This is a genomic window from Mesorhizobium humile (assembly GCF_033977215.1).
GTDB lineage: Bacteria > Pseudomonadota > Alphaproteobacteria > Rhizobiales > Rhizobiaceae > Mesorhizobium > Mesorhizobium humile.
Map to the genome: position 1 here is coordinate 132,004 of NZ_JAVIIV010000013.1, position 20,931 is coordinate 152,934.

At 64.5% G+C, this 20,931-nt stretch carries 15 protein-coding genes and 1 pseudogene; 12 read left to right on the forward strand and 4 right to left on the reverse strand.

The features are described 5' to 3' along the window. Positions 1 to 166 precede the first annotated feature (166 nt). Positions 167 to 4,180 carry a peptidoglycan-binding protein gene (locus RFM52_RS20120; protein ID WP_320297689.1) on the reverse strand — a complete coding sequence of 1,338 codons (4,014 nt, stop codon included), beginning with the start codon at positions 4,178 to 4,180 and terminating at the stop codon, positions 167 to 169. A 462-nt stretch (positions 4,181 to 4,642) separates the two neighbouring features. Between RFM52_RS20120 and RFM52_RS20125 the strand changes: the two genes are divergently transcribed. The 8 genes and pseudogenes from RFM52_RS20125 (at position 4,643) to RFM52_RS20165 (ending at position 14,126) form a co-directional block, all read left to right on the forward strand. After that, complete coding sequence (locus RFM52_RS20125; protein ID WP_320297805.1) at positions 4,643 to 5,107, forward strand: MerR family transcriptional regulator; 465 nt, start codon at positions 4,643 to 4,645, stop codon at positions 5,105 to 5,107. A gap of 220 nt (positions 5,108 to 5,327) precedes the next feature. Next, complete coding sequence (locus RFM52_RS20130; RefSeq protein WP_320297688.1) at positions 5,328 to 7,124, forward strand: acyl-CoA dehydrogenase; 1,797 nt, start codon at positions 5,328 to 5,330, stop codon at positions 7,122 to 7,124. A 52-nt stretch (positions 7,125 to 7,176) separates the two neighbouring features. Then, the gene (locus RFM52_RS20135) at positions 7,177 to 8,349 is read left to right on the forward strand and encodes an acyl-CoA dehydrogenase family protein (protein ID WP_320297687.1); all 1,173 of its coding nucleotides are present in this window, start codon (positions 7,177 to 7,179) and stop codon (positions 8,347 to 8,349) included. Positions 8,350 to 8,382: 33 nt separating this feature from the next. Beyond that, positions 8,383 to 9,591, forward strand: a complete 1,209-nt coding sequence (locus RFM52_RS20140; protein ID WP_320297686.1) for an acetyl-CoA C-acetyltransferase — start codon at positions 8,383 to 8,385, stop codon at positions 9,589 to 9,591. A gap of 14 nt (positions 9,592 to 9,605) precedes the next feature. Further along, positions 9,606 to 11,825 (forward strand): 3-hydroxyacyl-CoA dehydrogenase NAD-binding domain-containing protein, encoded by a 2,220-nt coding sequence (locus tag RFM52_RS20145; RefSeq protein ID WP_320297685.1) that lies wholly within the window; start codon positions 9,606 to 9,608, stop codon positions 11,823 to 11,825. A 9-nt stretch (positions 11,826 to 11,834) separates the two neighbouring features. Continuing rightward, positions 11,835 to 12,530, forward strand: a pseudogene (locus RFM52_RS32810) (thioesterase family protein). Between the two features lie 86 nt (positions 12,531 to 12,616). Continuing rightward, positions 12,617 to 13,258: a S24 family peptidase gene (locus RFM52_RS20160; protein ID WP_320297684.1), complete on the forward strand. Its 642-nt coding sequence runs from the start codon at positions 12,617 to 12,619 to the stop codon at positions 13,256 to 13,258. 10 nt (positions 13,259 to 13,268) lie between these two features. After that, positions 13,269 to 14,126 carry a thermonuclease family protein gene (locus RFM52_RS20165; RefSeq protein ID WP_430699284.1) on the forward strand — a complete coding sequence of 286 codons (858 nt, stop codon included), beginning with the start codon at positions 13,269 to 13,271 and terminating at the stop codon, positions 14,124 to 14,126. Here RFM52_RS20165 and RFM52_RS20170 read toward each other — a convergent pair. Next, positions 14,089 to 15,738 carry a lysine--tRNA ligase gene (locus RFM52_RS20170; RefSeq protein ID WP_320297682.1) on the reverse strand — a complete coding sequence of 550 codons (1,650 nt, stop codon included), beginning with the start codon at positions 15,736 to 15,738 and terminating at the stop codon, positions 14,089 to 14,091. The two genes, RFM52_RS20165 and RFM52_RS20170, sit on opposite strands and share 38 nt — an antisense overlap. 213 nt (positions 15,739 to 15,951) lie before the next feature. Here RFM52_RS20170 and RFM52_RS20175 point away from each other — a divergent pair, with 213 nt between their 5' ends. After that, positions 15,952 to 16,365 carry a tellurite resistance TerB family protein gene (locus tag RFM52_RS20175; protein WP_320297681.1) on the forward strand — a complete coding sequence of 138 codons (414 nt, stop codon included), beginning with the start codon at positions 15,952 to 15,954 and terminating at the stop codon, positions 16,363 to 16,365. A 63-nt stretch (positions 16,366 to 16,428) separates the two neighbouring features. On the opposite strand, the gene RFM52_RS20180 is transcribed toward RFM52_RS20175, so the two are convergent. Continuing rightward, on the reverse strand, positions 16,429 to 17,250 hold the full coding sequence (locus tag RFM52_RS20180) for an ABC transporter substrate-binding protein (RefSeq protein WP_320297804.1): 822 nt from the start codon (positions 17,248 to 17,250) through the stop codon (positions 16,429 to 16,431). A gap of 281 nt (positions 17,251 to 17,531) precedes the next feature. Here RFM52_RS20180 and RFM52_RS20185 point away from each other — a divergent pair, with 281 nt between their 5' ends. The 3 genes from RFM52_RS20185 (at position 17,532) to RFM52_RS20195 (ending at position 19,760) form a co-directional block, all read left to right on the forward strand. Next, positions 17,532 to 18,263 (forward strand): helix-turn-helix transcriptional regulator, encoded by a 732-nt coding sequence (locus RFM52_RS20185; protein WP_320297803.1) that lies wholly within the window; start codon positions 17,532 to 17,534, stop codon positions 18,261 to 18,263. Between the two features lie 97 nt (positions 18,264 to 18,360). Then, positions 18,361 to 18,999 (forward strand): acyl-homoserine-lactone synthase, encoded by a 639-nt coding sequence (locus RFM52_RS20190; protein WP_320297680.1) that lies wholly within the window; start codon positions 18,361 to 18,363, stop codon positions 18,997 to 18,999. An 11-nt stretch (positions 19,000 to 19,010) separates the two neighbouring features. Continuing rightward, positions 19,011 to 19,760, forward strand: a complete 750-nt coding sequence (locus RFM52_RS20195) for an enoyl-CoA hydratase-related protein (protein ID WP_320297679.1) — start codon at positions 19,011 to 19,013, stop codon at positions 19,758 to 19,760. Positions 19,761 to 19,978: 218 nt separating this feature from the next. On the opposite strand, the gene ppk2 is transcribed toward RFM52_RS20195, so the two are convergent. Continuing rightward, positions 19,979 to 20,884: a polyphosphate kinase 2 gene (gene ppk2, locus RFM52_RS20200; protein ID WP_320297678.1), complete on the reverse strand. Its 906-nt coding sequence runs from the start codon at positions 20,882 to 20,884 to the stop codon at positions 19,979 to 19,981. Positions 20,885 to 20,931 lie beyond the last annotated feature (47 nt).

Sequence of the window (20,931 nt, forward strand, 5' to 3'; positions counted from 1 at the left end):
GGCGCATAGTGCCGTCCCCGGACACTAAAGCACCGAAAAGCCAATTTTTTATTGCGCCGATGCGGCGGCGGGTTTCAAACCCCGCCGCCGCATCGAAACAAAAACCATCTCAATCAGTTAACAGGCAAATGTGTGGCAAGGCGTCGCGTATGCGACGCGCCTGCCGTTATTTGTGCGCCAGGAGCGCCTTGACGAGCGGCGCGTCGACCTCGCCGGTCGGCTTCATCTTGTTGTCGGTCTGGAAGGCCATGATGGCGTTCTTGGTCTTGCCGCCCATCACGCCGTCGGCACCGCCGGCATCGTAGCCGTTCTTGTTGAGGATCAGCTGGATGTTCTTCACCGCCTTCTTCATGTCGATGCCGGCGGTGGTCTGCGGCGCGCTGTCCTGCCAGGATTCCGGAACGTCGGCAGAGTTGGCGGCCGCGTTGAGCGGCTTGGCCTTCCACAATTCCGTCGCGGCACGCGCCCGCTCAAGCTGCTCGGGCCGCAGCGCATTGGCGATCTCGTCGCGCTTGGCAGCGGCGTCCTTGTCGCCGGTCTTGGCGACGATCGCGAACCACTTGTAGGATTCTTCCAGGTTCTGCTTCATGCCGACGCCCTTGGCGGCCAGGATGCCGAGGTTGAACTGGCTGTCCTTGACACCGAGGTCGGCGGCTTCCTGGAACCAGTGCGTGGCCGATTCATTGTCGGTCACGCCGTCCGCCGCCATGGCGAACAGCACCGCCAGATTGTGCATGGCGCTGGCGTTGCCCTGTTCGGCGGCAAGCTGGTAGTAGGTCTTGGCCTTCTTGATGTCGCGCGCGACGCCGATGCCTTTTTCGTAGAAATTGCCGATCCGGTATTCGGCCGGCGCGAAGCCTAGCTCGGCCGACTGCTCATACCATTTGGCGGCCGCCTTCATGTCTTCCTTCACGCCGCGCGATTCCGCATAGCGCGAGCCGACCTCGAACAGCGCCTTGGCGTCGCCGCCGGCGGCCGCGTCGCGCAGCGCCACCGGACCGATTTCGGAGGGAATGTCGAATTTGGCCGCGGCCGTCTGGCTTGCTGCGGACGGCACCGCGCCTGTCGTGTCGGCGGAGGTAGTCGTCGGCGCGCCCGCCGGGGTGCTCTCGGCTGCGGGACCGGTCGTCTCCGGGGCGTTGGCCATCGGCTGCGTATCGCCATCCGTGTCCGTCGCGGTGGCGGCTGCGGCAGGCTCGGACGGCGTCGCCGAAGCCATCGGCGCGGGCGCCGGTTCGGCCGGCATGGCTGCGGCCGCCTCAGGACTTGCAGGGATGGAAGCGGCCGGTGCCGCGTCAATGACGGGCTCCGCCTGCCTGACGGGGTGGGCAGGGGCGCTTTTGGCCTGCGTGGTGTCCGCGTCGGTCTTTTGCGTGTCGGCCTTCGGCGCGGCTGTGGCATCGAGAGAAGCCGTGTCGACCCTCTGCGTGGAGACGATCGGGGCGGGCTGGTTGTTGGCCGTTTCGACGGGATCGGACAAGAAAGCCTTGCCCAGCTGCAGGCCGGCCAGCGCCATCATGATCGCCGCGGCCGCCATCAGGATCGGCTTGCGCCGCGCCTTGAGCAGGTCGCCTATCCTCAGCGCCTTCACCGGGCCGGTCATGGTCGATTGCCGCTTCAGCGTGTCCGCCTCCGCTGCGGCGGCCTGGGCCGCGCGGCGGGCCGCGGCGATGAAATCGGACTTGGCGGCGTCGCCCTCGGTGCGCCGGGTCGGCTGGCCGCCGCGTTCGTCGCGCACGCGCTTCATGATGGCGTTGAGGTCCGGCGCGCCGGAGCCGGGTTCCAAGGGCCGGTTCGCGGCCCTGGGGTCGAGCGGCTCGTCGATGTCGACGCTCGGCACGTCGCCGACCGGCGCCGAGCCGGCAAGCGGCTGCGTGTCCGCTTCCTTCTTGCCCTTGAAGGCGCGCGCCAGGCCGCTGAACATCGATTTCCTGCGGCCGGCCGTCTCGCTCTTGTCGCCGATCGCGTCCGGCCCCAGGGCTGCCAAGGCCGCTTCAGCCGCTGCCTCGGCGGGCGTGCGCTGCTCGCTTGTCTCATCGCGCATGATGGCCGCTGCGCGGCCTTCCAGGCCGGCCATGTCTCCGGTGAGCGGAAGCGGCTGGTCGATGTCCATCGACGGTGCGTCCTGCACCGCGATCTTGCCGCCCCGGCCGCCGCGCTTGCCGGCCGGTTGCGGATCGACCAGTTCGCTGACCGCTTCGCTGGTCTCGCTCGTTTCCAGCGAACCCAACCGGTCGACGATCTTGAGCAGCGTGTCGTGGATCGCCTCGAATGTCCGCGAGTTGCGTTCGTCGGAGCGGCGGGTGAGCGCTTCGAGCGTCTTCAGGTCCTGGGCGAGGCCGGCAACGGCGGTCGCGTTGGTCTGGGCCGTGCTGGACGTCGAATCGGCAAGCGATTTGACGGCGCTCTCGGCCGCCTCGCGCGCCACGCTCAAGATGGAATCGCGCGTGCCGGCCAGTGACTTCTCGATCTCGTTGAGGCGCGGGCTGATATCTTCGAATTCGGGCAGCGGCGTGCCGGGCTTGGAGAGATGTGCCGACAGGCCGGCGACCTGCGCTTCCAGGCTGCGGATCAGGGCAGGATCGATGCCCGCGACCTGCTGCGCGGACGATTCCAGCCGGCTGGAAATGTCCTCGAGCCGACTTTCCAGCCCGCGGATCGCCATGTCGTTGGCGGGATCCGGGATGCGCGTCTCGATGCGCTTGGCCAAAGCGGTGAAGCGGGCGTCGATCGCTTCCATGATGCCGGCGCTGTCGTCCTGGCGCGTGCGCTGGTCGAGCCTGTCCGCCACCTCGTCCAGCCGCCGCTCGAGATCGCGAAACAGGATGTTGCCCTGTTCCATCGCGTCGCCCTGGCGGCGCTCGAGCAGCATCGACAGCGCGTCGAAGCGGCGCTCCAGGCCCTGGAAGATATGTTCGGCATCGGGCATGGCCGGCGCGCGGTCCATCTTGTCGGTTATCAAGGCGATCTGCTGGCCGAGCCGCTCCATGGCCTGCTTGGGCAGGTCGGCGCGGCCAGCCAACTGGTCTACGCGGCTGGACAGGAGGTTGAGGTGATCGAGAACTTCCGCTCCAGGCCGCGACTGCGCGACCTCTTCGATCTGAACCGCCAGCGATGCCATGCGCTTCTCGATCCGGCCGAAGGTTTCGGGGTCGAAGGCATTGGCCTGCGCAGCCACGGTCGAGGCGACGATGGCGCGGGAGATCTCGTCCAGCCGCTCGTCGATCATGGCGAGCGTTTCGCCGCCGCGCGCGGTCTGCTGGCCGGCGAACCGATCGACCGCGCCGGCAAGCGTGCGCACCTTTTCCTCCAGCGAGCGCAGCGAAAGCGATTCCGGCAGGCTGTTGACGGCGCTGCTGATCTGTTCGAGCCGGTCGGTCAGCACCGAAAGGCCCGGGCCTTCCGCGCGCTTGCGCTGGTCGGCATCGACGCGGTCCTCGAAGGCGCTCCAGCGGCGGTCGAAATCGTCCCAGCGGCGGTCGACCTTCTGCAGGCTTTCCTCGCGCGCCAGCGTGTCCAGCGCGCCCTTCACCTGTTCCAGTTCCAGCCGCAGCAGGTTGATGCTGCGGTCGTCGCTCTTTTCGGCGAGCGACTGGATGGCGCCCGAAAGCCGTTCGAATTCGAGGCCGAGTTCGGCGCTGCTCTTGTCCGGCATGCCGCCCGACGGAGCGCCGCGCTGGCTGTTGGCCTGCATGGCGCGGTCGATGTCCTGGCGGAACGCCTCGAATTCGCGCTGCAGGCCGACGGTCATCTGGTGGCGCAATTCCTCGCGCAGGCCTCGCAGTTCGACGGCGATCTTGCCGACCATGGCGACGCTGTCTTCCTGGCCGCGCACCCGGTCGATGTCGCGCGCGATCGCCTGATAGGCCGGCGCGGGATTTTGCGGGGCGCGATCTTGCGGCCGCGGATTCTGCGGCGCCGGGCTTTGTGGCACCCGCTCCAAGGGCCTTTGCGCGGAATAGGGATCCTCGTACCAGCGCGGCTGGCCGTAAGGCTGCGTGCTTGGATAACGCGGCTCGGCCGGCCGCCGCAGGTCGGGGCGATCGGGCATGTCGGCCCGCGTCCGGTCCAGCCGCTGCTCCAGCGTTTCGAGCGAGCGGTTCAGTTCTTCGAGCGAGGGCTGCGGCCGGCGTTGCCTGCCGGCGTTGAGTGTATCGAGATAGGACCGCTTGCTGTTCATCGATGCGCCCGTGTTCAGAATGGCCGGCCAAAGCCGGTTTCCCAAAGTCCTGCCGGGAACGAAGCGAGCCGAGCGGTTTTGCTGCGGAGGAAGACGGGCTTCCCGGGTTTCACCCACGCTTCGAAAAACCGTGAAAAATTCGCTACAGGATAAACACGGGTGACCGACATGCGCACATTTCGCCCAACGTGGTAAACAAGGCGTTAACCAAGCTTAAGAAGTCGCGCATAAATCGTGAGCCGCCCGACAAGCTGGTATCCGGGTGCGGCATAAAGGTCCGTTTCGACAACGCCCTTGCGTCACCTTGCGGCTGTCGATATAGAATTGACGTAAACGTAAAAGGTGCGAAGCCGTGCCTCTTGCGATTGACTTGTTGCAACCACGATTGGAAGCACGCCCCCGCTTCCATTCAGGCGACGCTTGGTCCGCGACCGCGACGCCACCAGGGGAAAGCCAGTGACCATGAAACTTGTTTCGCCCGGCGAGGCCGCGGCCAATACCAATGACATACCGGTCGAAGCCGGCGAGGAATTCGTCCGCATCGGCGAGATGGCCAAGAAATACGGCGTGACGTTGCGCACGCTGCGCTTCTATGAAGACAAGGGCCTGCTCAATCCGCATCGCGACGGCTCGACCCGTCTCTATACGCGCCGCGACAAGGCCCGGCTGAAGCTGATCCTGCTCGGCCGCAAGGTCGGGTTCTCGCTGCGCGACGTCAAGCAGATGATGGACCTTTACGATCCGAGCGGCACCAACACCAAGCAGTTGCGGCTGGCGCTCGACAAGTCGGAGAAGCAGCTCGCCCGCCTGCAGAAGCAGCGGGCGCTGATCGACGATGCTATCGGCGAGCTGAGCAACTCGATGTCGGTCGTGCGTCAGATGCTCGTCGAGCGCGCCGCGCCGGCGCAGGCCAGCGCCGCCGGCTGATCGCCCGCTCTCCGGAAACACCCCGGACGTAGAAGCCGCGTGGCCATAGCCGCGCGGCTTTTTTGTCGCCACAATGCCTGACCGCTCACATAAATTTTTGGCTGCGACGAAGTTGACGTTTACGCAAACGTCAATATTTGCTATCGGGGCATCGACATTGGCCCGGTCTCCTGTCCAGGACAGGCAACTTGCCGGCCGGCACTATAGGGTGGAGGAAGGCATGACGATCTACAGGGCGCCGATCCAGGATACGCTGTTCGTTCTCAACGACGTGCTGGGCTTTCAGCGCTATTCCAACCTTCCGGGCTTCTCGGACGCGACGCCCGACGTGCTCGAGGCGATCCTCGCGGAGGGCGCCAAGCTTGCCGAGAACGTCATGCATCCGCTGAACCGCGTCGGCGACATGGAAGGCTGCGTGCGCCATGACGACGGCTCGGTGACGACTCCCAAGGGCTTCAAGGACGCTTACGACCAGTATCGCGAAGGCGGCTGGATGGGGCTTGCGGCACCTGCCGAGTTCGGCGGCCAGGGCCTGCCTTATGCCGTCCACACCGCCGTGTCCGAATACATGATCTCCGCCAACATGGCGCTGATGATGTATCCCGGCCTGACGCAAGGCGCGATCGCGGCCATCGTCACCCACGGCACGGACGAACAGAAGGCCACATGGCTGCCCAGGCTGATCGGGGGCGCCTGGACCGGCACCATGAACCTGACCGAGCCGCATTGCGGCACCGATCTCGGCCTGTTGCGCACCAAGGCCGCTCCCAATGGTGACGGCACCTACAGGATTTCCGGCCAGAAGATCTTCATCTCCGCCGGCGAGCACGACATGTCGGACAACATCGTCCACCTGGTGCTGGCCCGCGCCGAGGGCGCGCCGGAAGGCGTGAAGGGCATTTCGCTGTTCATCGTGCCGAAGTTCAAGCTCGATGCCTCGGGAAATCCCGGCGAGCGCAACACGCTCTCCTGCGGTTCGATCGAGGAGAAGATGGGCATTCACGGCAACTCGACCTGCGTCATGAACTATGACGAGGCCGAGGGCACGCTGCTCGGCGAATTGAATGGCGGCCTGAAGGCCATGTTCACGATGATGAACGAGGCCCGCCTCGGTGTCGGCCTGCAGGGGCTTTCGGTCTCCGAGATCGCCTATCAGAATGCCGTTTCCTACGCCAGGGACCGCCTGCAGGGCCGTTCGCTGTCGGGTGCCAAGGCGCCGGACAAGAAAGCCGACCCGATCATCGTCCATCCCGACATCCGCCGCTCGCTGATGACCATGAAGGCCTTCAACGAGGCCGGCCGCGCGCTGGCGCTGTGGACGGCTATCAAGTCCGACGTCGCGCATCGCTCCGGTGACGACAAGGACCGCCAGGCGGCCGACGATTACACCGGCCTCATGACGCCGGTGGTCAAGGGCGTGCTCACCGACAAGGGTTTCGATCACGCGGTGATGGCGCAGCAGGTGTTCGGCGGCCACGGCTACATCGAAGAGCACGGCATGAGCCAGTTCGTGCGCGATGCCCGCATCGCCATGATCTATGAAGGCGCCAACGGCATCCAGGCGCTCGACCTCGTCGGCCGCAAGCTGGCGCAGAATGGCGGCCGCGCGGTGCAGGCCTTCTTCAAGGAAGTCGGCGAGTTCTGCGAGGAAAACCGCGCCGACGAGAAGATGGCGCCCTTCACCAAGTCGCTGAAGAAGGGCCTCAACGACCTGCAGGCGGCCACCATGTGGCTGGTGCAGAACGCGATGGCCAAGCCCGACAATGCCGGTGCCGCCTCCACCGACTACATGCATCTCTTCGGCCTGGTGGCGCTGGGCTACATGTGGGCGCAGATGGCGAAATCCGCACAGGCGAAGTTGGCGGATGGGGCCAACGGGGGCTCGCCCTTCTACGACACCAAGCTGGTGACCGCGCGCTTCTTCATGGAGCGCGTCATGCCGGAAACGGCAACGCGGCTTGCCCGCATTTCCAGTGGCGCGGACACGCTAATGGCGCTGCCGGCGGAAGCGTTCTAGGTTTGGCGGGCCGGCACCGCCGGCCCACAATTGTCGGAACGCGGAGGAAATCGTGGCGACAAATCCAGCCGAAATTCTTGGCCTGCCGAAGCCCGCATGGGCGGCGGACGAGGTCGGCATGCTCTACGACATGGCGTCCCGCTTCATGGCGGAGGAGATCGCGCCGCGCTACGACGAGTTCGAGAAGAACGAGATGTTTGATCGCGAGAGCTGGCTGAAGGCCGGAGCCGCCGGTCTGCTCTGCGCCTCGATGCCGGAGAAATACGGCGGCTCGGGCGGCACTTTCGCGCATGAGAGCGCCATCATCGAGGCGATCGGCCATGTCGGCGTCGACGGCTTCGGCATCGGCCTGCACAATTCGATCGTAGCACCCTACATCCTGCACTACGGCTCCGAGGAGCAGAAAGAGAGATGGCTGCCCAAGCTCGCGACGGGCGAGCTGATCGGCGCCATCGCCATGACGGAGCCCGGCGCCGGCTCCGACCTGCAGGGCGTCAAGACCCGCGCCGAGAAGGACGGCAATCATTACAAGATCAGCGGCTCGAAAACCTTCATCACCAACGGCCAGCTCGCCAACCTGATCATCGTCGTCACCAAGACCGATCCGGAAAAGGGCGCCAAGGGCACCTCGCTGATCGTCGTCGAGACCGACGAGGTCGAGGGCTTCGAGCGCGGCCGCAACCTCGACAAGATAGGGCTGAAGTCGAACGACACGTCCGAGCTGTTCTTCAACGATGTGCGCGTGCCGACCTCGAACCTGCTCGGCCACGAGGAAGGCAAGGGCTTCGTCCAGCTGATGCAGCAACTGCCGCAGGAGCGGTTGCAGATCGGTACCGGGGCGATCGCCATGATCGAGCGGGCGCTGGCGCTCACGATCGACTACGTCAAGGAACGCAAGGCCTTCGGCAAGGCCGTCATCGATTTCCAGAACACCCAGTTCAAGCTGGCCGAATTGAAGACCGAGGCCACGATCGGCCGCGTCTTCTACAATGACTGCGTCGCCCGCCATATCGATGGCGGCCTCGATCCGGTCACCGCCTCGATGGCCAAATACTGGCTTTCCGACCTGCAGGGCAAAGTCGTCGACGAATGCCTTCAACTGCACGGTGGCTATGGCTACATGAATGAATATCCGATCGCCCGCATGTACCGCGACGCCCGCGTCCAGCGCATCTACGGCGGCACCAACGAAATCATGAAATTGCTGATCGGGCGCTCTCTCTAAGCGCGGCGGCCGGCAAAGCCAAGGAGCACGAAAATGACTGAGGCTTACGTCTATGACGCCGTGCGCACGCCGCGCGGCAAGGGCAAGAAGGATGGCTCGCTGCACGAGGTGCCGGCGGTCAGGCTCGCCGCCAGGACGCTCGAGGCACTGCGCGATCGCAACGGGCTCGACACCGGCACTGTCGACGACATCATCTTCGGCTGCGTCGATCCGGTCGGCGAGGCGGGCTCCGTCATTCCGCGCGCCGCGGCCTTCGAGGCCGGCTACGCGACCTCGGCGCCCGGCATGCAGATCTCGCGCTTCTGCGCCTCGGGTCTCGACGCCATCAATTTCGGCGCCGCCAAGATCGCGCAAGGGGCGGACGAGATCGTCATTGCCGGCGGCGTCGAATCCATGTCGCGCGTCGGCATGGGTATGTCCGGCGGCGCCTGGTTCATGGACCCCTCCGTCGGCCTGCCCGGCTGGTTCGTGCCGCAGGGCATCTCGGCCGACCTGATCGCCACCAAATACGGCTTTTCCCGCGACGATGTCGACGCCTATGCGGTCGAGAGCCAGAAGCGCGCCGCGAAATCCTGGGCCGATGGCCGCTTCAAGAATTCGGTTATCCCGATCAAGGACCAGAACGGGCTCACCATTCTCGACCATGATGAGCACATGCGGCCCTCGACCGACATGCAGTCGCTGGCTTCGCTCAACCCGTCCTTCGTCATGCCCGGCGAGATGGGCGGCTTCGACGCGGTCGCCGTGCAGAAGCATCCGGAGGTCGAGGAGGTCAACCACGTCCACCACGCCGGCAATTCCTCCGGTATCGTCGATGGCGCCGCCGCCGTGCTGCTCGGCTCGAAGAAGGCCGGGAAAACCATGGGTATCAAACCCCGCGCGCGCATCCGCGCCTTCGCCAATATCGGCTCGGAACCGGTGCTGATGCTGACCGGTCCGGTCGACGTCACCGAGAAGCTGTTGAAGCGCGCCAAGATGAAGCTGTCGGACATCGACCTGTTCGAGCTCAACGAGGCCTTCGCTTCCGTCGTGCTGCGCTACATGCAGGCTTTCGAGATCCCGCACGACAAGATCAACGTCAATGGCGGCGCGATCGCCATGGGCCATCCGCTCGGCGCTACCGGCGCCATGATCCTGGGCACGGTGCTGGACGAGCTGGAGCGCCGCGACCTGAACACCGCGCTGGTCACGCTCTGCATCGGCGCCGGCATGGGCACCGCCACCATCATCGAACGCGTCTGACGGGGAGAGAAGAGATGAGCTACACCAATTTCACCCTCGACATCGACGCCGGCGGCATCGCGCTGATCACCTGGAACATGCCGGACCGCTCGATGAACGTGTTCACCGAGGAGGTGATGCGCGAGTTGAACGCCATCGTCGATCATGTGGCCGGCGATGCCGCCATCAAGGGCGCGGTCATCACGTCGGGCAAGGACTCTTTCTCCGGCGGCGCCGACATCACGATGCTGCAGAAGATGCTGGCCACCTTTGCCGTCGACAAGGAGAAAGACCTCGAGAAGGCGACCAAGGCGCTGTTCGAGAATGCCGGCTACATGACCGGCCTTTTCCGCAAGATCGAGACCTGCGGCAAGCCGTTTGTGTCGGCGATCAACGGCACCTGCATGGGTGGCGCCTTCGAGATGTCGCTCGCCTGCCACGGCCGCGTCGCCGCTGATTCTGACAAGGTGAAAATGGCGCTTCCCGAAGTGAAGATTGGCATCTTCCCCGGCGCCGGCGGCACACAGCGCGTGCCGCGGCTGACCGACCAGCAGCAGGCGCTGCAGATGCTGACCACCGGACAGAATCTGACGCCGCAGAAGGCGAAGGCGATGGGCCTGATCCACGAGATCGCCGAGCCTTCGAAACTCGTCGAGACCGCCAAGGCGATGATCAGGAACGGCCTGAAGCCGGTGGCGCCCTGGGACGAGAAGGGTTTCAAGCTGCCGGGCGGTCCGATCTATTCGGCGGCCGGCGCCAATCTCTGGCCGCCGGCGATCGCCATCCTGCGCCGCGAAACCTACGGCAATTATCCGGCCGCGGCCGCGATCCTGAAATGCGTCTATGAAGGCCTGCTGGTGCCGTTCGATACCGCGCTCAGGATCGAGCAGCGCTATTTCACCGAGATCATGCAGTCGAAGGAAGCGGCGGCGATGATCCGCTCGCTGTTCCTGTCGCTGCAGGAGTTGAACAAGGGCGCGCGCCGTCCCGCCGGCGTGCCGGACACCAAGTTCAAGAAGATCGGCATCCTCGGCGCCGGCTTCATGGGCGCGGGTATCGCCTATGTCACCGCGCGAGCCGGGATTCCGGTGGTGCTGCTCGACCGCGATCTGCCCTCGGCCGAGAAGGGGAAGGCGCATTCCGACAGCCTGATGGCCGACCAGGTCAAGAAGGGCCGCGCCAAACCTGAAGACAAGGACAAGCTCCTGTCGCTGATCACGCCGACGGCGGACTATGCCGACCTTGCCGGCTGCGATCTCGTCGTCGAGGCGGTCTTTGAGGATTCGAACGTCAAGAAGGAAGCCACCGAGAAGGCGGAAGCGGTGCTGAAATCGTCGGCGATCTTCGCTTCCAACACCTCGACGATTCCGATCACCGCTCTGGCGAAGAACTCGTCGCGGCCGAAGAACTTCATTGGCATCCATTTCTTCTCGCCGGTCGACAAGATGATGCTGGTCGAGATCATTCTCGGCAAGAAGACCGGCGACAAGGCCTTAGCCGTCGCCTTCGACTTCGTGCGCGCCATCAAGAAGACGCCGATCGTCGTCAACGACACGCGCGGCTTCTACGTCAACCGCTGTGTGCTGCGCTACATGTCGGAAGCCTACAAGATGCTGATCGAGGGTGTGCCTGCGGCGATGATCGAGAATGCCGCCAAGGCCGCCGGCATGCCCGTCGGCCCGCTGGCGCTGACCGACGAGACGGCCGTCGACCTTGCCCAGAAGATCATGAAGCAGACCATCAGGGATCTCGGCGAGAAGGCCGTCGATCCCAGGCAGATGGCGCTGATCAACACCATGGTCGACACGCATGGCCGCTTCGGCCGCAAGAACGGCAAGGGTTTCTACGACTATCCGGCCAAGCCGGCGAAAAAGAAGCTGTGGCCGGGCCTGAAGGACCTTTATCCGCAGCTCAACCCCGACAAGGTCGACTATGAGGAGCTGAAGCAGCGCCTCTTGGTCACCATCGCGCTGGAAGCGGCGCGGGTGATGGAGGAGGGCATCGTCACCGATCCGCGCGAGGCCGATGTCGGCTCGATCCTCGCCTTCGGCTTCGCGCCTTTCACCGGCGGCGCGCTGTCCTACATCGACGGCATCGGCGCCAAGCGTTTCGTCAAGATCGCCAAGGGCCTGCAGAAGAAGTATGGCGCCGAGTTCAAGGCGCCGAAGCTTCTGCTCGACATGGCCGAGAAGGGCGAGACCTTCTACCAGCGCTTCGACCCCTACCAGAAGGGCGAGGTCAGAGAGGCGGCCTGACGAACCAGCATGTATGTCTGGGTGCGTATGGCCCGCACCATGGCCACGGCGTCGAGCCGTGGCCCATATCGGGTCGGCGATGGAAGCCGGCTGGCCTTTCGCTGCCTGCCGATCGACATCGACTTCAACCTGCATCTCAACAACGCCCGCTACATGATGTTGGCCGATCTTGCGCATGACCCCGAAATCGGAATCGATTTCGGAAAGGATCATGCGCCACTCAAAGTGCTACAGCGTCCTTTGCGCGTCCAATAGGACGCGCGGCGCTGTAGGCGCATCGACATCTTCCTGCGCGTCGGCCTCATCGCGCTCGCGCGCAAGAATGGCTGGGCGCCGATGATCGGCGGGTTGCAGGTGGCCTATGTGCGTGAGATCAAGCTGTGGCGCCGCTTCGAGGTGGTCTCGTCGATCGAGACCTGGGAGGGCACGTCCGTCATCGGCCGGCATCGTTTCGTGCTCGATGGCGGTGACACGGCGGTGCTGATCCTGACCACCGGCGGCGTCTATGATCGCAGCGGCCGCCGCTTCCTCGACATAGACGAGGTCGTCGCGGCGCTCGGCCACGCCGCCAGCCCACGCCCGCCGACCGAAGCCGAGCGGGCCTTCATGCTTTCGCACCGGAATTTGCGCGAACAGGCCAAGGCGGCCCGATCGCGCTTCGAAGCAAGTGAGGCTGATTTACCGAGCCGGCGGATCACTTTCTAGCCCGGCCCGCCGCTACCGGTGGACAATGGTGCGGCCGCAGGCTAGACAGGAAGAGGCATTTTTTCCTGTTCCAAAGGAGCGCGGCATTGCTCTCTCACGACCGCGTCTGGGCTGCAATCGATGCTCTCGCCGAGCGCTATTCGCTTTCGGCTTCCGGCCTTGCCCGGCGCGCGGGCCTCGATTCGACGGCCTTCAACAAGTCCAAGCGCCTGTCGTCCGACGGCCGGCCGCGCTGGCCCTCGACCGAATCGCTGGCCAAGATCATCGAGGCCACCGGCGCGTCGCTGGAGGAATTCACCGGACTGGTCGAAGGACGCGGCGCCGCCGTCATTGCCCAGCATCGCAGCGCGGTTCCGTTGCTCGGTTTCGCCCAGGCCGGCGCGGGGGGCTTCTTCGACGATGCCGGCTATCCGGCGGGGCAGGGCTGGGATCTGGTCGAGCTTCCGGCGCGGGCGACCGAGACGTCCTACGCGCTGCAGGTGCAAGGCGATTCCATGCTGCCGCTTTACCGCAATGGCGACGTGCTGATCGTCGAGCCCGGGGCGCCGACCCGCAAGGGCGACCGTGTCGTCGTCAAGACCACCGCCGGCGAAGTGATGGCCAAGGTGCTCGACCGGCAGACGGTGAAATCGATCGTGCTGGTCTCGCTCAATCCGGCTCACCCGGACCGCGACATCCCGACGCGCGATATCGAATGGGTGGCGCGCATCGTCTGGGCGAGCCAGTAGGTCCGGACCGGTGCGGCTTCTTCAAACAGCTTTTGCCGTTCTGGCAATACCGGTGATGGCGGCGCTTGTCGTAGCCGGCGGGCGCGCAATCAAAGGCCATGACAGCACGATCGCGGTGGATCGGATCGATCCGGACGCGCTTGCAGATCCAGGCGCTGAGACGCCGCCGGAAGAGCCGGCGACCTCGGCCATTCCCGCGCCTGCCGCTCCGCAGCCAGCCGTTCATTCGAGGGCCATCGATCCCGAAACCGTGGCGCCGCCGGAACTGTCGGACCAGGAACTCGAACGGGTGGAACCGCGTGCGCCGCTCAGCGATCTGGCGCTGGCCGGGCCGCCCAAGCCGCCCAAGACGAAGATGCCAGGCGACTGGAACGGCACGAAATTGTTCCAGCCGGTCGCCGCCGCGGCCGGGCTGATCGAGTCGAAGGGCTATGCCGTCGCCGTCTCCGGCGTGGATGTCGTCAAGGCGGACGAAACCTGCGGCGACGAGGGCAAGAGCTGGGCCTGCGGCGCCCGCGCCAGGACGGCCTTCCGCGCTTTCCTGCGCGGCCGGGCGGTCGCCTGCACGGTTCCGCCGGAGGGCGATCGCGACACCATTTCCGCCGAATGCCATATCGGCAATCAGGATATCGGCCAGTGGCTGGTGGAAAATGGCTGGGCGCGCGCCGCGCAAGGCGGTCCCTATGTCGAGGCCGAGAACAAGGCCCGCGCCGCCAGGAAGGGTATTTTCGGCCCGGCGCCGAAGCTTGACGGCCTGCCGGCGCTGCCGGCCGCGTCAGGACCGGCGCCGGAGGCCCCGGATTCCATCCTGCCGGCGGAAGGCGGCGACGTTACGCCGCCAACTGACCAGCCAGCGCCCGCTCAATAAGCGCGCGCGTCTCGGCAATGCCATAGAGTGCTGCGAACGACCCGAAGCGCGGGCCGCGCTCCTGGCCGATCAGCACCTGGTAGATCATCTGGAAGAAGGCCACCGACACGCCGGGCCCCCCTTCCGGGCTCTGCTTGGAATGGTCCTGATAGCGCTCGATCTTGCGCGCCACGTTGAGCGCGGCATTCTGGATCGCCTCGCCGTCGGCGCCCGGCGGCAGCGCGCCGAGCGCGTCGGAGAGCTTCGCCAGCGCCTCGCGCTCCACCTCGTCGGCGGCGCGGTAGACCTTGGTCGGCTTCACGAAGTCGTCGAAATAGCGGATCGCATAGCCGGTCAGCCGGTCGAGCTCCGGATGCGTCTTCGGCGTCACGCCCGGCGCATGCCGCGAGATGAAGCCCCACAGCACCGCCTTGTCATGCGCGTTGGAGGCGCTGACCAGGTTGAGCAGCAGCGCGAACGGCACCGGCAGGTCGATGGCCGGCGGGTTGCCGTCATGCATATGCCAGACCGGGTTGCCGAGCCGTTCCTTCCAGTCCTGGCGCGGATAGGCGCCAAGGAAAGCGTAATACTCGTCCACCGCCTTCGGGATGACGTCGAAATAGAGCTTCTTCGCCTGCCGTGGCCGCTGGTACATGTAGAGGCCGAGGCTCTCCGTCGGCGCATAGGTCAGCCATTCGTCGATGGTCAGGCCATTGCCCTTCGACTTCGAGATCTTCTGGCCTTCCTCGTCGAGGAACAGTTCGTAGACGAAATGCTCCGGCGCGCGGCCGCCGAGGATGTTGCAGATGCGATCATAGATCCCGGCATTGGTCTGGTGGTCCTTGCCGAACATCTCGAAATCGACACCGAGCGCTGCCCAGCGCATGCCGAAATCCGGCTTCCACTGCAGCTTCACATGGCCGCCGGTGACAGGCAGCGTCGTCTCGGTGCCTTCGTCGTCGAAGGTGATGGTGCCGGCCTTGGCGTCGACCTGCTTCATCGGCACGTAGAGCACGCGGCCGCTCTTCGGCGAGATCGGCAGGAACGGGCTGTAGGTCGCCTGGCGCTCCGGCCCCAGCGTCGGCAGCATCACCGCCATGATCTCGTCATAGCGCTCCGCGGCGCGCAGCAGCACCTCGTCGAAGCGACCGGCCTTGTAATACCGCGTCGCGCTGGCGAATTCGTAGTCGAAGCCGAACGTGTCGAGGAAACGGCACAGCATCGCGTTGTTGTGGTCGGCGAAGCTCGCATAGTCGCCGCCGAACGGATTGGGCACCGCCGTCAGCGGCATATGCAAATAGGGTTCCAGTGCCGCGCGGTCCGGCACGTTCTCCGGGATCTTGCGCATGCCGTCCATGTCGTCGGAGAAGCACAAAAGCTTTGTCTTGACCTTGTCTTGCGTCAGCACCCGGAAGGCATGCCGCACCATGGTCGTGCGCGCCACCTCACCGAAGGTGCCGATATGCGGCAGGCCCGAGGGGCCGTAGCCGGTCTCGAACAGGACGGTCTCGGGAAAGTCCTTGCCCTTGTAGCGGGCGATGATTTTCTTGGCTTCCTCGAACGGCCAGGCCTTGCTCTCGGCGGCCGCGGCAAGCATCTCGGGCGTGAGATCGATGATGTTTGATCCCGTCATGTTATTGTCTTCCAGGTCAGACGCCGGCTTTGCGGCGGATAGAGTTTCAACCGGTCTCTAGGCGGGAGAGACCTGAGCGTCAACGATTTGCGGTGGTTTTCCTTGCGGCGCCATAATGGCGCTCCTACGTTCGAGCCTCACTTTCAAGTGCATGTCACCCCAAAGCGTGTCGCGGTTTTGGGGAAATGACATGCACGCTACTAGGAGTTTTGAATGCCTTTGCTGAGCCCGCACGAAGCGCTGATCCACTTGATGGTCATCACATCGGCCTCCGACCGCGACATGACCGATGTCGAGCTGGCGCGGATCGGCGACGTCGTCCGCTCCTGGCCGGTGTTCGTCGATTTCAACCAGGACAGGCTGGTTGCGGTGGCGCAGGCCTGCCAGAAGGCGCTGCATGACAAGGACGGGCTGGAAGGGGTGCTGGCGCGTGTCGCCGAAGCGCTGCCGGAGCGGTTGCGCGACACTGCCTATGCCGCTGCCTTCGAGGTTGCCGCCGTCGATCTCGAAATGCGCATGGAGGAAGTGCGCGTGCTGCAACTCATCCGCCTCAAGCTCGACCTCGACACGCTGACCGTCGCCGCGATTGCCCGCGCGGCGAAGGCGCGCCTGCGCACGCTCACCTGACATTGGACGGACCGAGGCCGCTGAGATTCAGGTCAGGCCGGCATCACCTGAATCTCAATAGCCTCAGAAGAAGCTGACGGGAAAATAGCGCAGATAGAACTCGGCGAAGGTGCCCTTGATCGAGATCTCCTGCAGCGCGTAGTCGAAGGCGGCGGCAAGCGCGGTGTCGCTCTTGCGGGTGGCGATCGCCATGCCCGAGCCCAGATATTCCGGCGCCAGATACGGACCGCCGGCGAAGCGGCAGCAGCCGGCGGCGTCCGAGCCGCCCAGCCAGAAGGAAAAGCGCATGCCGTCGCCGAAGGCGGCGTCGACCTTGCCGGCCTTGAGGTCGGCATAGAGGCCTTCCGGTGTGTCGAAGGTCACCACCTGCACGGCCTTGAAATAATCGCGCAGCATTTTCTCATGCGCCGAGCCGGCGACGACGCCGACCCGCTTGCTGCGCAATTTGTCGAGAATCGGCTCGGCGAAGGCCTTTGCCTTCGGCATGATGAAGCGCGCCGGAAACTGCATATAGGAGCGCGAGAAGGTGTATTTCTCCCGGCTTTCCGGCGTCGCGGCGATGCCGGCGATGATCGCCTCGCCTTCGCCCTTCTGGAGCGCGTCCTCCAGCTCGTTCCACGGCAATGCCTGGACCTGGCATTTCTCGACGACGCCCAGTTCCGCGCAGATCGCCCGCGCCAGATCGATGTGGAAACCCGACAGGCGGCCCGCGCCGTCAAGGAAGTTGAAGGGCGGAAAATCGGTGGTGGTGAGGAATCTGAGTCGCGGCAGCGCCGAGAGGTCGGGCTTCGGTAGCCGCTCCTTGGCATCCCACAGCACCGGCACCTGCGGCTCCGCCGCTTGAGTCGCGCTGGCAGGCGGCAGCGCGCCGCCCACCACCGCCATCAGGGCCAGAAATATCCACCGCAAGATCACGATATGGCTCCGCGCCTGTCCGCGTTCCTTGGCTTTTCGTATGAAAATGCGGCAGGCACAACGGTTTTTGATTTCAAGCGGCCAAATTAAGCGTATGGTTTAGAGCGTTTGCAAATGACCTGCGCGCCGGAAGGGGGGAAGCTGCCGGCATAGCTGAGGAGATTGCAAAGTGGGGGGTTGATGGCGAAGGGGTGTTCGTCCATCTATCGTCGGTAAAGAAAAAGCGGAAGCAACATGGGGTAGATGTTGCGATGGGCCTGTTCGACAGAACTCTGGAATACATAGACCAGTTGCAGCAAGCTGGCACCGCGGCCGCGGTTTGCGAGAGGCTGCTCGGCGTCACCTCGAACTTCGGCCTGACCGCATTGATGGCGGGAACCGTGCCGCAGCCTGGCACGCCGCGCGGCCAGCAGAAACAGCATGTGATGCTTTGCGATTGGCCCGGCGATTGGCTGGAGCGCTATGTGGCGCGCAACTATGTCGACCACGATCCGGTCGTCAGTCACATGAAGCAGCTTCAGGCGCCGTTCCAATGGCGCGACGCTTCCAAGAACGCCGTGATCGACAAGAGCAGCGACGAAGTCATGGGCGATGCCCGCGAGTTCAAGCTGCGCGATGGCCTGGCGTTTCCGCTGGTCACTCTCGACGGCCAGATCGTCATGGTCTCGCTGGGCGGCGAATCCGTCGAACTGTCGGATGCGGAATTCGGAATGGTCTCGCTCGCGTCGACCTATGCGATCGGCCGCGCCATGCAGCTGCACACCAAGGCCGAAAGCATCATCGATCACATAGAATTGACGCCGCGTGAGCGGGAGTGCCTGCAATGGGCCGCTGTCGGCAAGTCCGAATGGGAGATATCTCAAATTTTAGGCATCTCGGAACACACTTCCGAGAAACATCTTCTTAACGCCAAGAGCAAACTGGGCGCAGCCAACCGGGTGCAGGCAGTCGCGGAGGCGATTAGGCGCGGCTATATTAGCTAGGTCGGCCGTGCCGACCTGGAAATTCTTGCCTGCGCGATCGCGCAATATTTTAAGGGACATCACGGCCGTATCTTCCTCTAAGCCCAGGAGACGGCTAATGCTTTTTGCCCTTACCACTCAGGAACTGATGGAACGTCCCGACCTGTGGGAGGCGGTCCATCGCTTGCGCTACAAGATCTTCGTCGAGGAGATGGGATGGACCGATCTTGATCGCCCGGACCACCTCGAGATCGACCAGTTCGATCATGACGAGGCCGAGCACCACCTCGTCATCCGCAATGGCGAACTGGCTGGCTACCAGCGAATGCTGCCGACCACACGGCCGCATCTTCTGACCGACGTGCTGTCGGACCTCTGCGAGGGGGCGTCCCCCTCGGGACCGAATGTCTGGGAACTGACCCGCTACGCGGTGGCTCCGGGCTTTCGCGACGGCAAACGCGGCGTCTCGACGGTCGGTACCGAATTGATCGCCGGCTTCGTCGAATGGGGCCTCAAGCGCAACGTCAACCAGGTCATCATCGAGTTCGAGCCGATGTGGGTGCTCAGAGCGCTGCAGCTGCACTTCCTGGCCAAGCCGCTCGGCTATCAGCGCACCTATGGCAACCAGCAGGTCGTGGCGACGCTGCTTACCTTCACCGAGCATACGCTCGATGTCGTGCGGGCGCGCCGCAACCACCACCTGCCGGTGCTGAACCGGGGCTATCCTGGTCTGCTGGGCCTCAAGCAGGCTTCGTGATGGAGGCGGTCATGAGTTTCCATCCCGAACCGGAACTGCGCGGCCATACGCTGGTCGTCACCGTGTCCTCGCATGACGGCCGGCCGGTGCTCGACAGGCATGCCTATGCGAGCCTTGCCAGGACCTTGCACGAGGCGGCGGTCGATGACGAGGTCCGCGTCGTCATGCTGCGCGGTCTTGCCGGATGCTTCTGCCTTGGCGGCGACTTCTCGGAGTTCCTCGACGCCACCAAGCACCGAGAGCTGATCGACGCCGTCACTGACATGTTCCGCATGTTGGCGACCTTCCCGAAGCCGGTCCTTGCCTGTGTCGACGGCGATGCCGTCGGTGTCGGCTGCACCATCCTGTTCCACTGCGACATGGTGATCGCGTCACGGGGCAGCACCTTCAGGGTGCCGTTTGTGGATTTCGGCCTGGTGCCGGACGCGGCGACCAGCATTCTGGCGCCCCAGAAGCTCGGCTACGCCGGCGCCTTCCGCTTCTTCTGCCTGGGCGATACGCTGGGCGTCGAGGACGCCAAGGCGCTCGGCCTTGTCGGCGAGATCGTGACGCAAGGCAGCGCCGAGGAGGCAACGCTGGCCAGGGCGAAACAGCTGGCCAAGAAGCCTGTGGCGGCACTGCTGCAGACGCGCAGCCTGCTCAAGGGCGATACGGACGTCTTGTGCGACCGCATCGACCACGAGATCACGCTGTTCCAGCAGGCGCTTCAGGATGACACCACGCTGAAGCGGCTGCAGCGCATCGCTCGCCTGGCCGCCTGAGCGCCTGGCTTAAACCTCAGCGCCGCGCAAGCCGAAAGGCGCGCGGCGCTGTAATTGATCCGGAACTGCATTACGGCACAGGTTGCGCAGGCCAGCGCTTCCTGGTGCAGGGCAACACAAGAGCAATTCCAGGAAAAGTGTGAGCGGTTTTCCGTCCGGAATTGCGTAAAAACAAAGAGATAGGGCGTTTCACCGGTCCCGTGAAACGGTGAAACGCACTAGTCCTTCAGGAATTCCGGTCCCTCGCCGATGATCTTCTTGTCGGGCTTGCCGACAGCGTCGAGGTCGCGGCCGTCATAGGGCAGGGAGAGCAGGATACGCTGGATCACCGCGAGCCGGGCGCGGCGCTTGTCGTTGGCCCGCACGACGATCCAGGGCGAGAACTCCTTGTGCGTGCGCTCGATCATCTGGTCGCGTGCCTTGGTGTAGTCGTCCCACTTGCCGACGCCGGCGATGTCGATCGGCGAGAACTTCCAATTCTTCAACGGTGACCAGCGGCGGTCGTGGAACCGTTCGAGCTGCGTCTCGCGGCCGATGTTCAGCCAGAATTTGAAGAAATGGATGTTCTCGTTACAGATCATCCGTTCGAAATGCGGTGTCTCGTCGAGGAATTTCTCGTGCTGCTCCGGGGTGCAGAACCCCATGACCGGCTCGACGCCGGCACGGTTGTACCAGGAGCGGTCGAAGGTGACGAACTCGCCCGAAGTCGGGAAATGGTCGACATAGCGCTGGTAATACCATTGCCCCGCCTCGGTCGGCGTCGGCTTGGTCAGGGCGACGTTGCGCGCCGTGCGCGGGTTCATATATTGCCGCAGCACGAAGATCGTACCGCCCTTGCCGGCCGCGTCTCTGCCCTCGAAAAGCGCCATCACCCGCTTGCCTGTGGCCTGCAGCCAGGCCTGCGCCTTGACCAGTTCGATCTGCAGCCCCTCGAGCTCCTTTTCGTACTCCTCGCCTTTCATCTTCTTGTCGTAAGGATAGCCGCCGGCGGTGAGCTTGTTGTCCTCGATCCAGTCCGGCAGCACCGGATCGTCGATGTCGAACTCGCGCTCCTTGCCGCCGATCTTGATCTTGATCGGTGCCGTGGCCGGCACCGCTTCAGCCGTTTCCTTGGCCTTTTTCATCCAGACGAACCTTCCCAGTTTGCGGACTCATGCTATGGAGCCTGTGC

Excerpts from the sequence above, each read along its gene's own strand:
- RFM52_RS20130 (WP_320297688.1), top strand. The coding sequence starts at position 5,328 with ATGACGATCTACAGGGCGCCGATCCAGGATACGCTGTTCGTTCTCAAC.
- RFM52_RS20185 (WP_320297803.1), top strand. The coding sequence starts at position 17,532 with ATGGGCCTGTTCGACAGAACTCTGGAATACATAGACCAGTTGCAGCAA.
- RFM52_RS20195 (WP_320297679.1), top strand. The coding sequence starts at position 19,011 with ATGAGTTTCCATCCCGAACCGGAACTGCGCGGCCATACGCTGGTCGTC.
- RFM52_RS20140 (WP_320297686.1), top strand. The coding sequence starts at position 8,383 with ATGACTGAGGCTTACGTCTATGACGCCGTGCGCACGCCGCGCGGCAAG.
- ppk2 (WP_320297678.1), bottom strand. The coding sequence starts at position 20,884 with ATGAAAAAGGCCAAGGAAACGGCTGAAGCGGTGCCGGCCACGGCACCG.
- RFM52_RS20170 (WP_320297682.1), bottom strand. The coding sequence starts at position 15,738 with ATGACGGGATCAAACATCATCGATCTCACGCCCGAGATGCTTGCCGCG.
- RFM52_RS20180 (WP_320297804.1), bottom strand. The coding sequence starts at position 17,250 with ATGGCGGTGGTGGGCGGCGCGCTGCCGCCTGCCAGCGCGACTCAAGCG.
- RFM52_RS20175 (WP_320297681.1), top strand. The coding sequence starts at position 15,952 with ATGCCTTTGCTGAGCCCGCACGAAGCGCTGATCCACTTGATGGTCATC.
- RFM52_RS20120 (WP_320297689.1), bottom strand. The coding sequence starts at position 4,180 with ATGAACAGCAAGCGGTCCTATCTCGATACACTCAACGCCGGCAGGCAA.
- RFM52_RS20125 (WP_320297805.1), top strand. The coding sequence starts at position 4,643 with ATGAAACTTGTTTCGCCCGGCGAGGCCGCGGCCAATACCAATGACATA.
- RFM52_RS20190 (WP_320297680.1), top strand. The coding sequence starts at position 18,361 with ATGCTTTTTGCCCTTACCACTCAGGAACTGATGGAACGTCCCGACCTG.
- RFM52_RS20145 (WP_320297685.1), top strand. The coding sequence starts at position 9,606 with ATGAGCTACACCAATTTCACCCTCGACATCGACGCCGGCGGCATCGCG.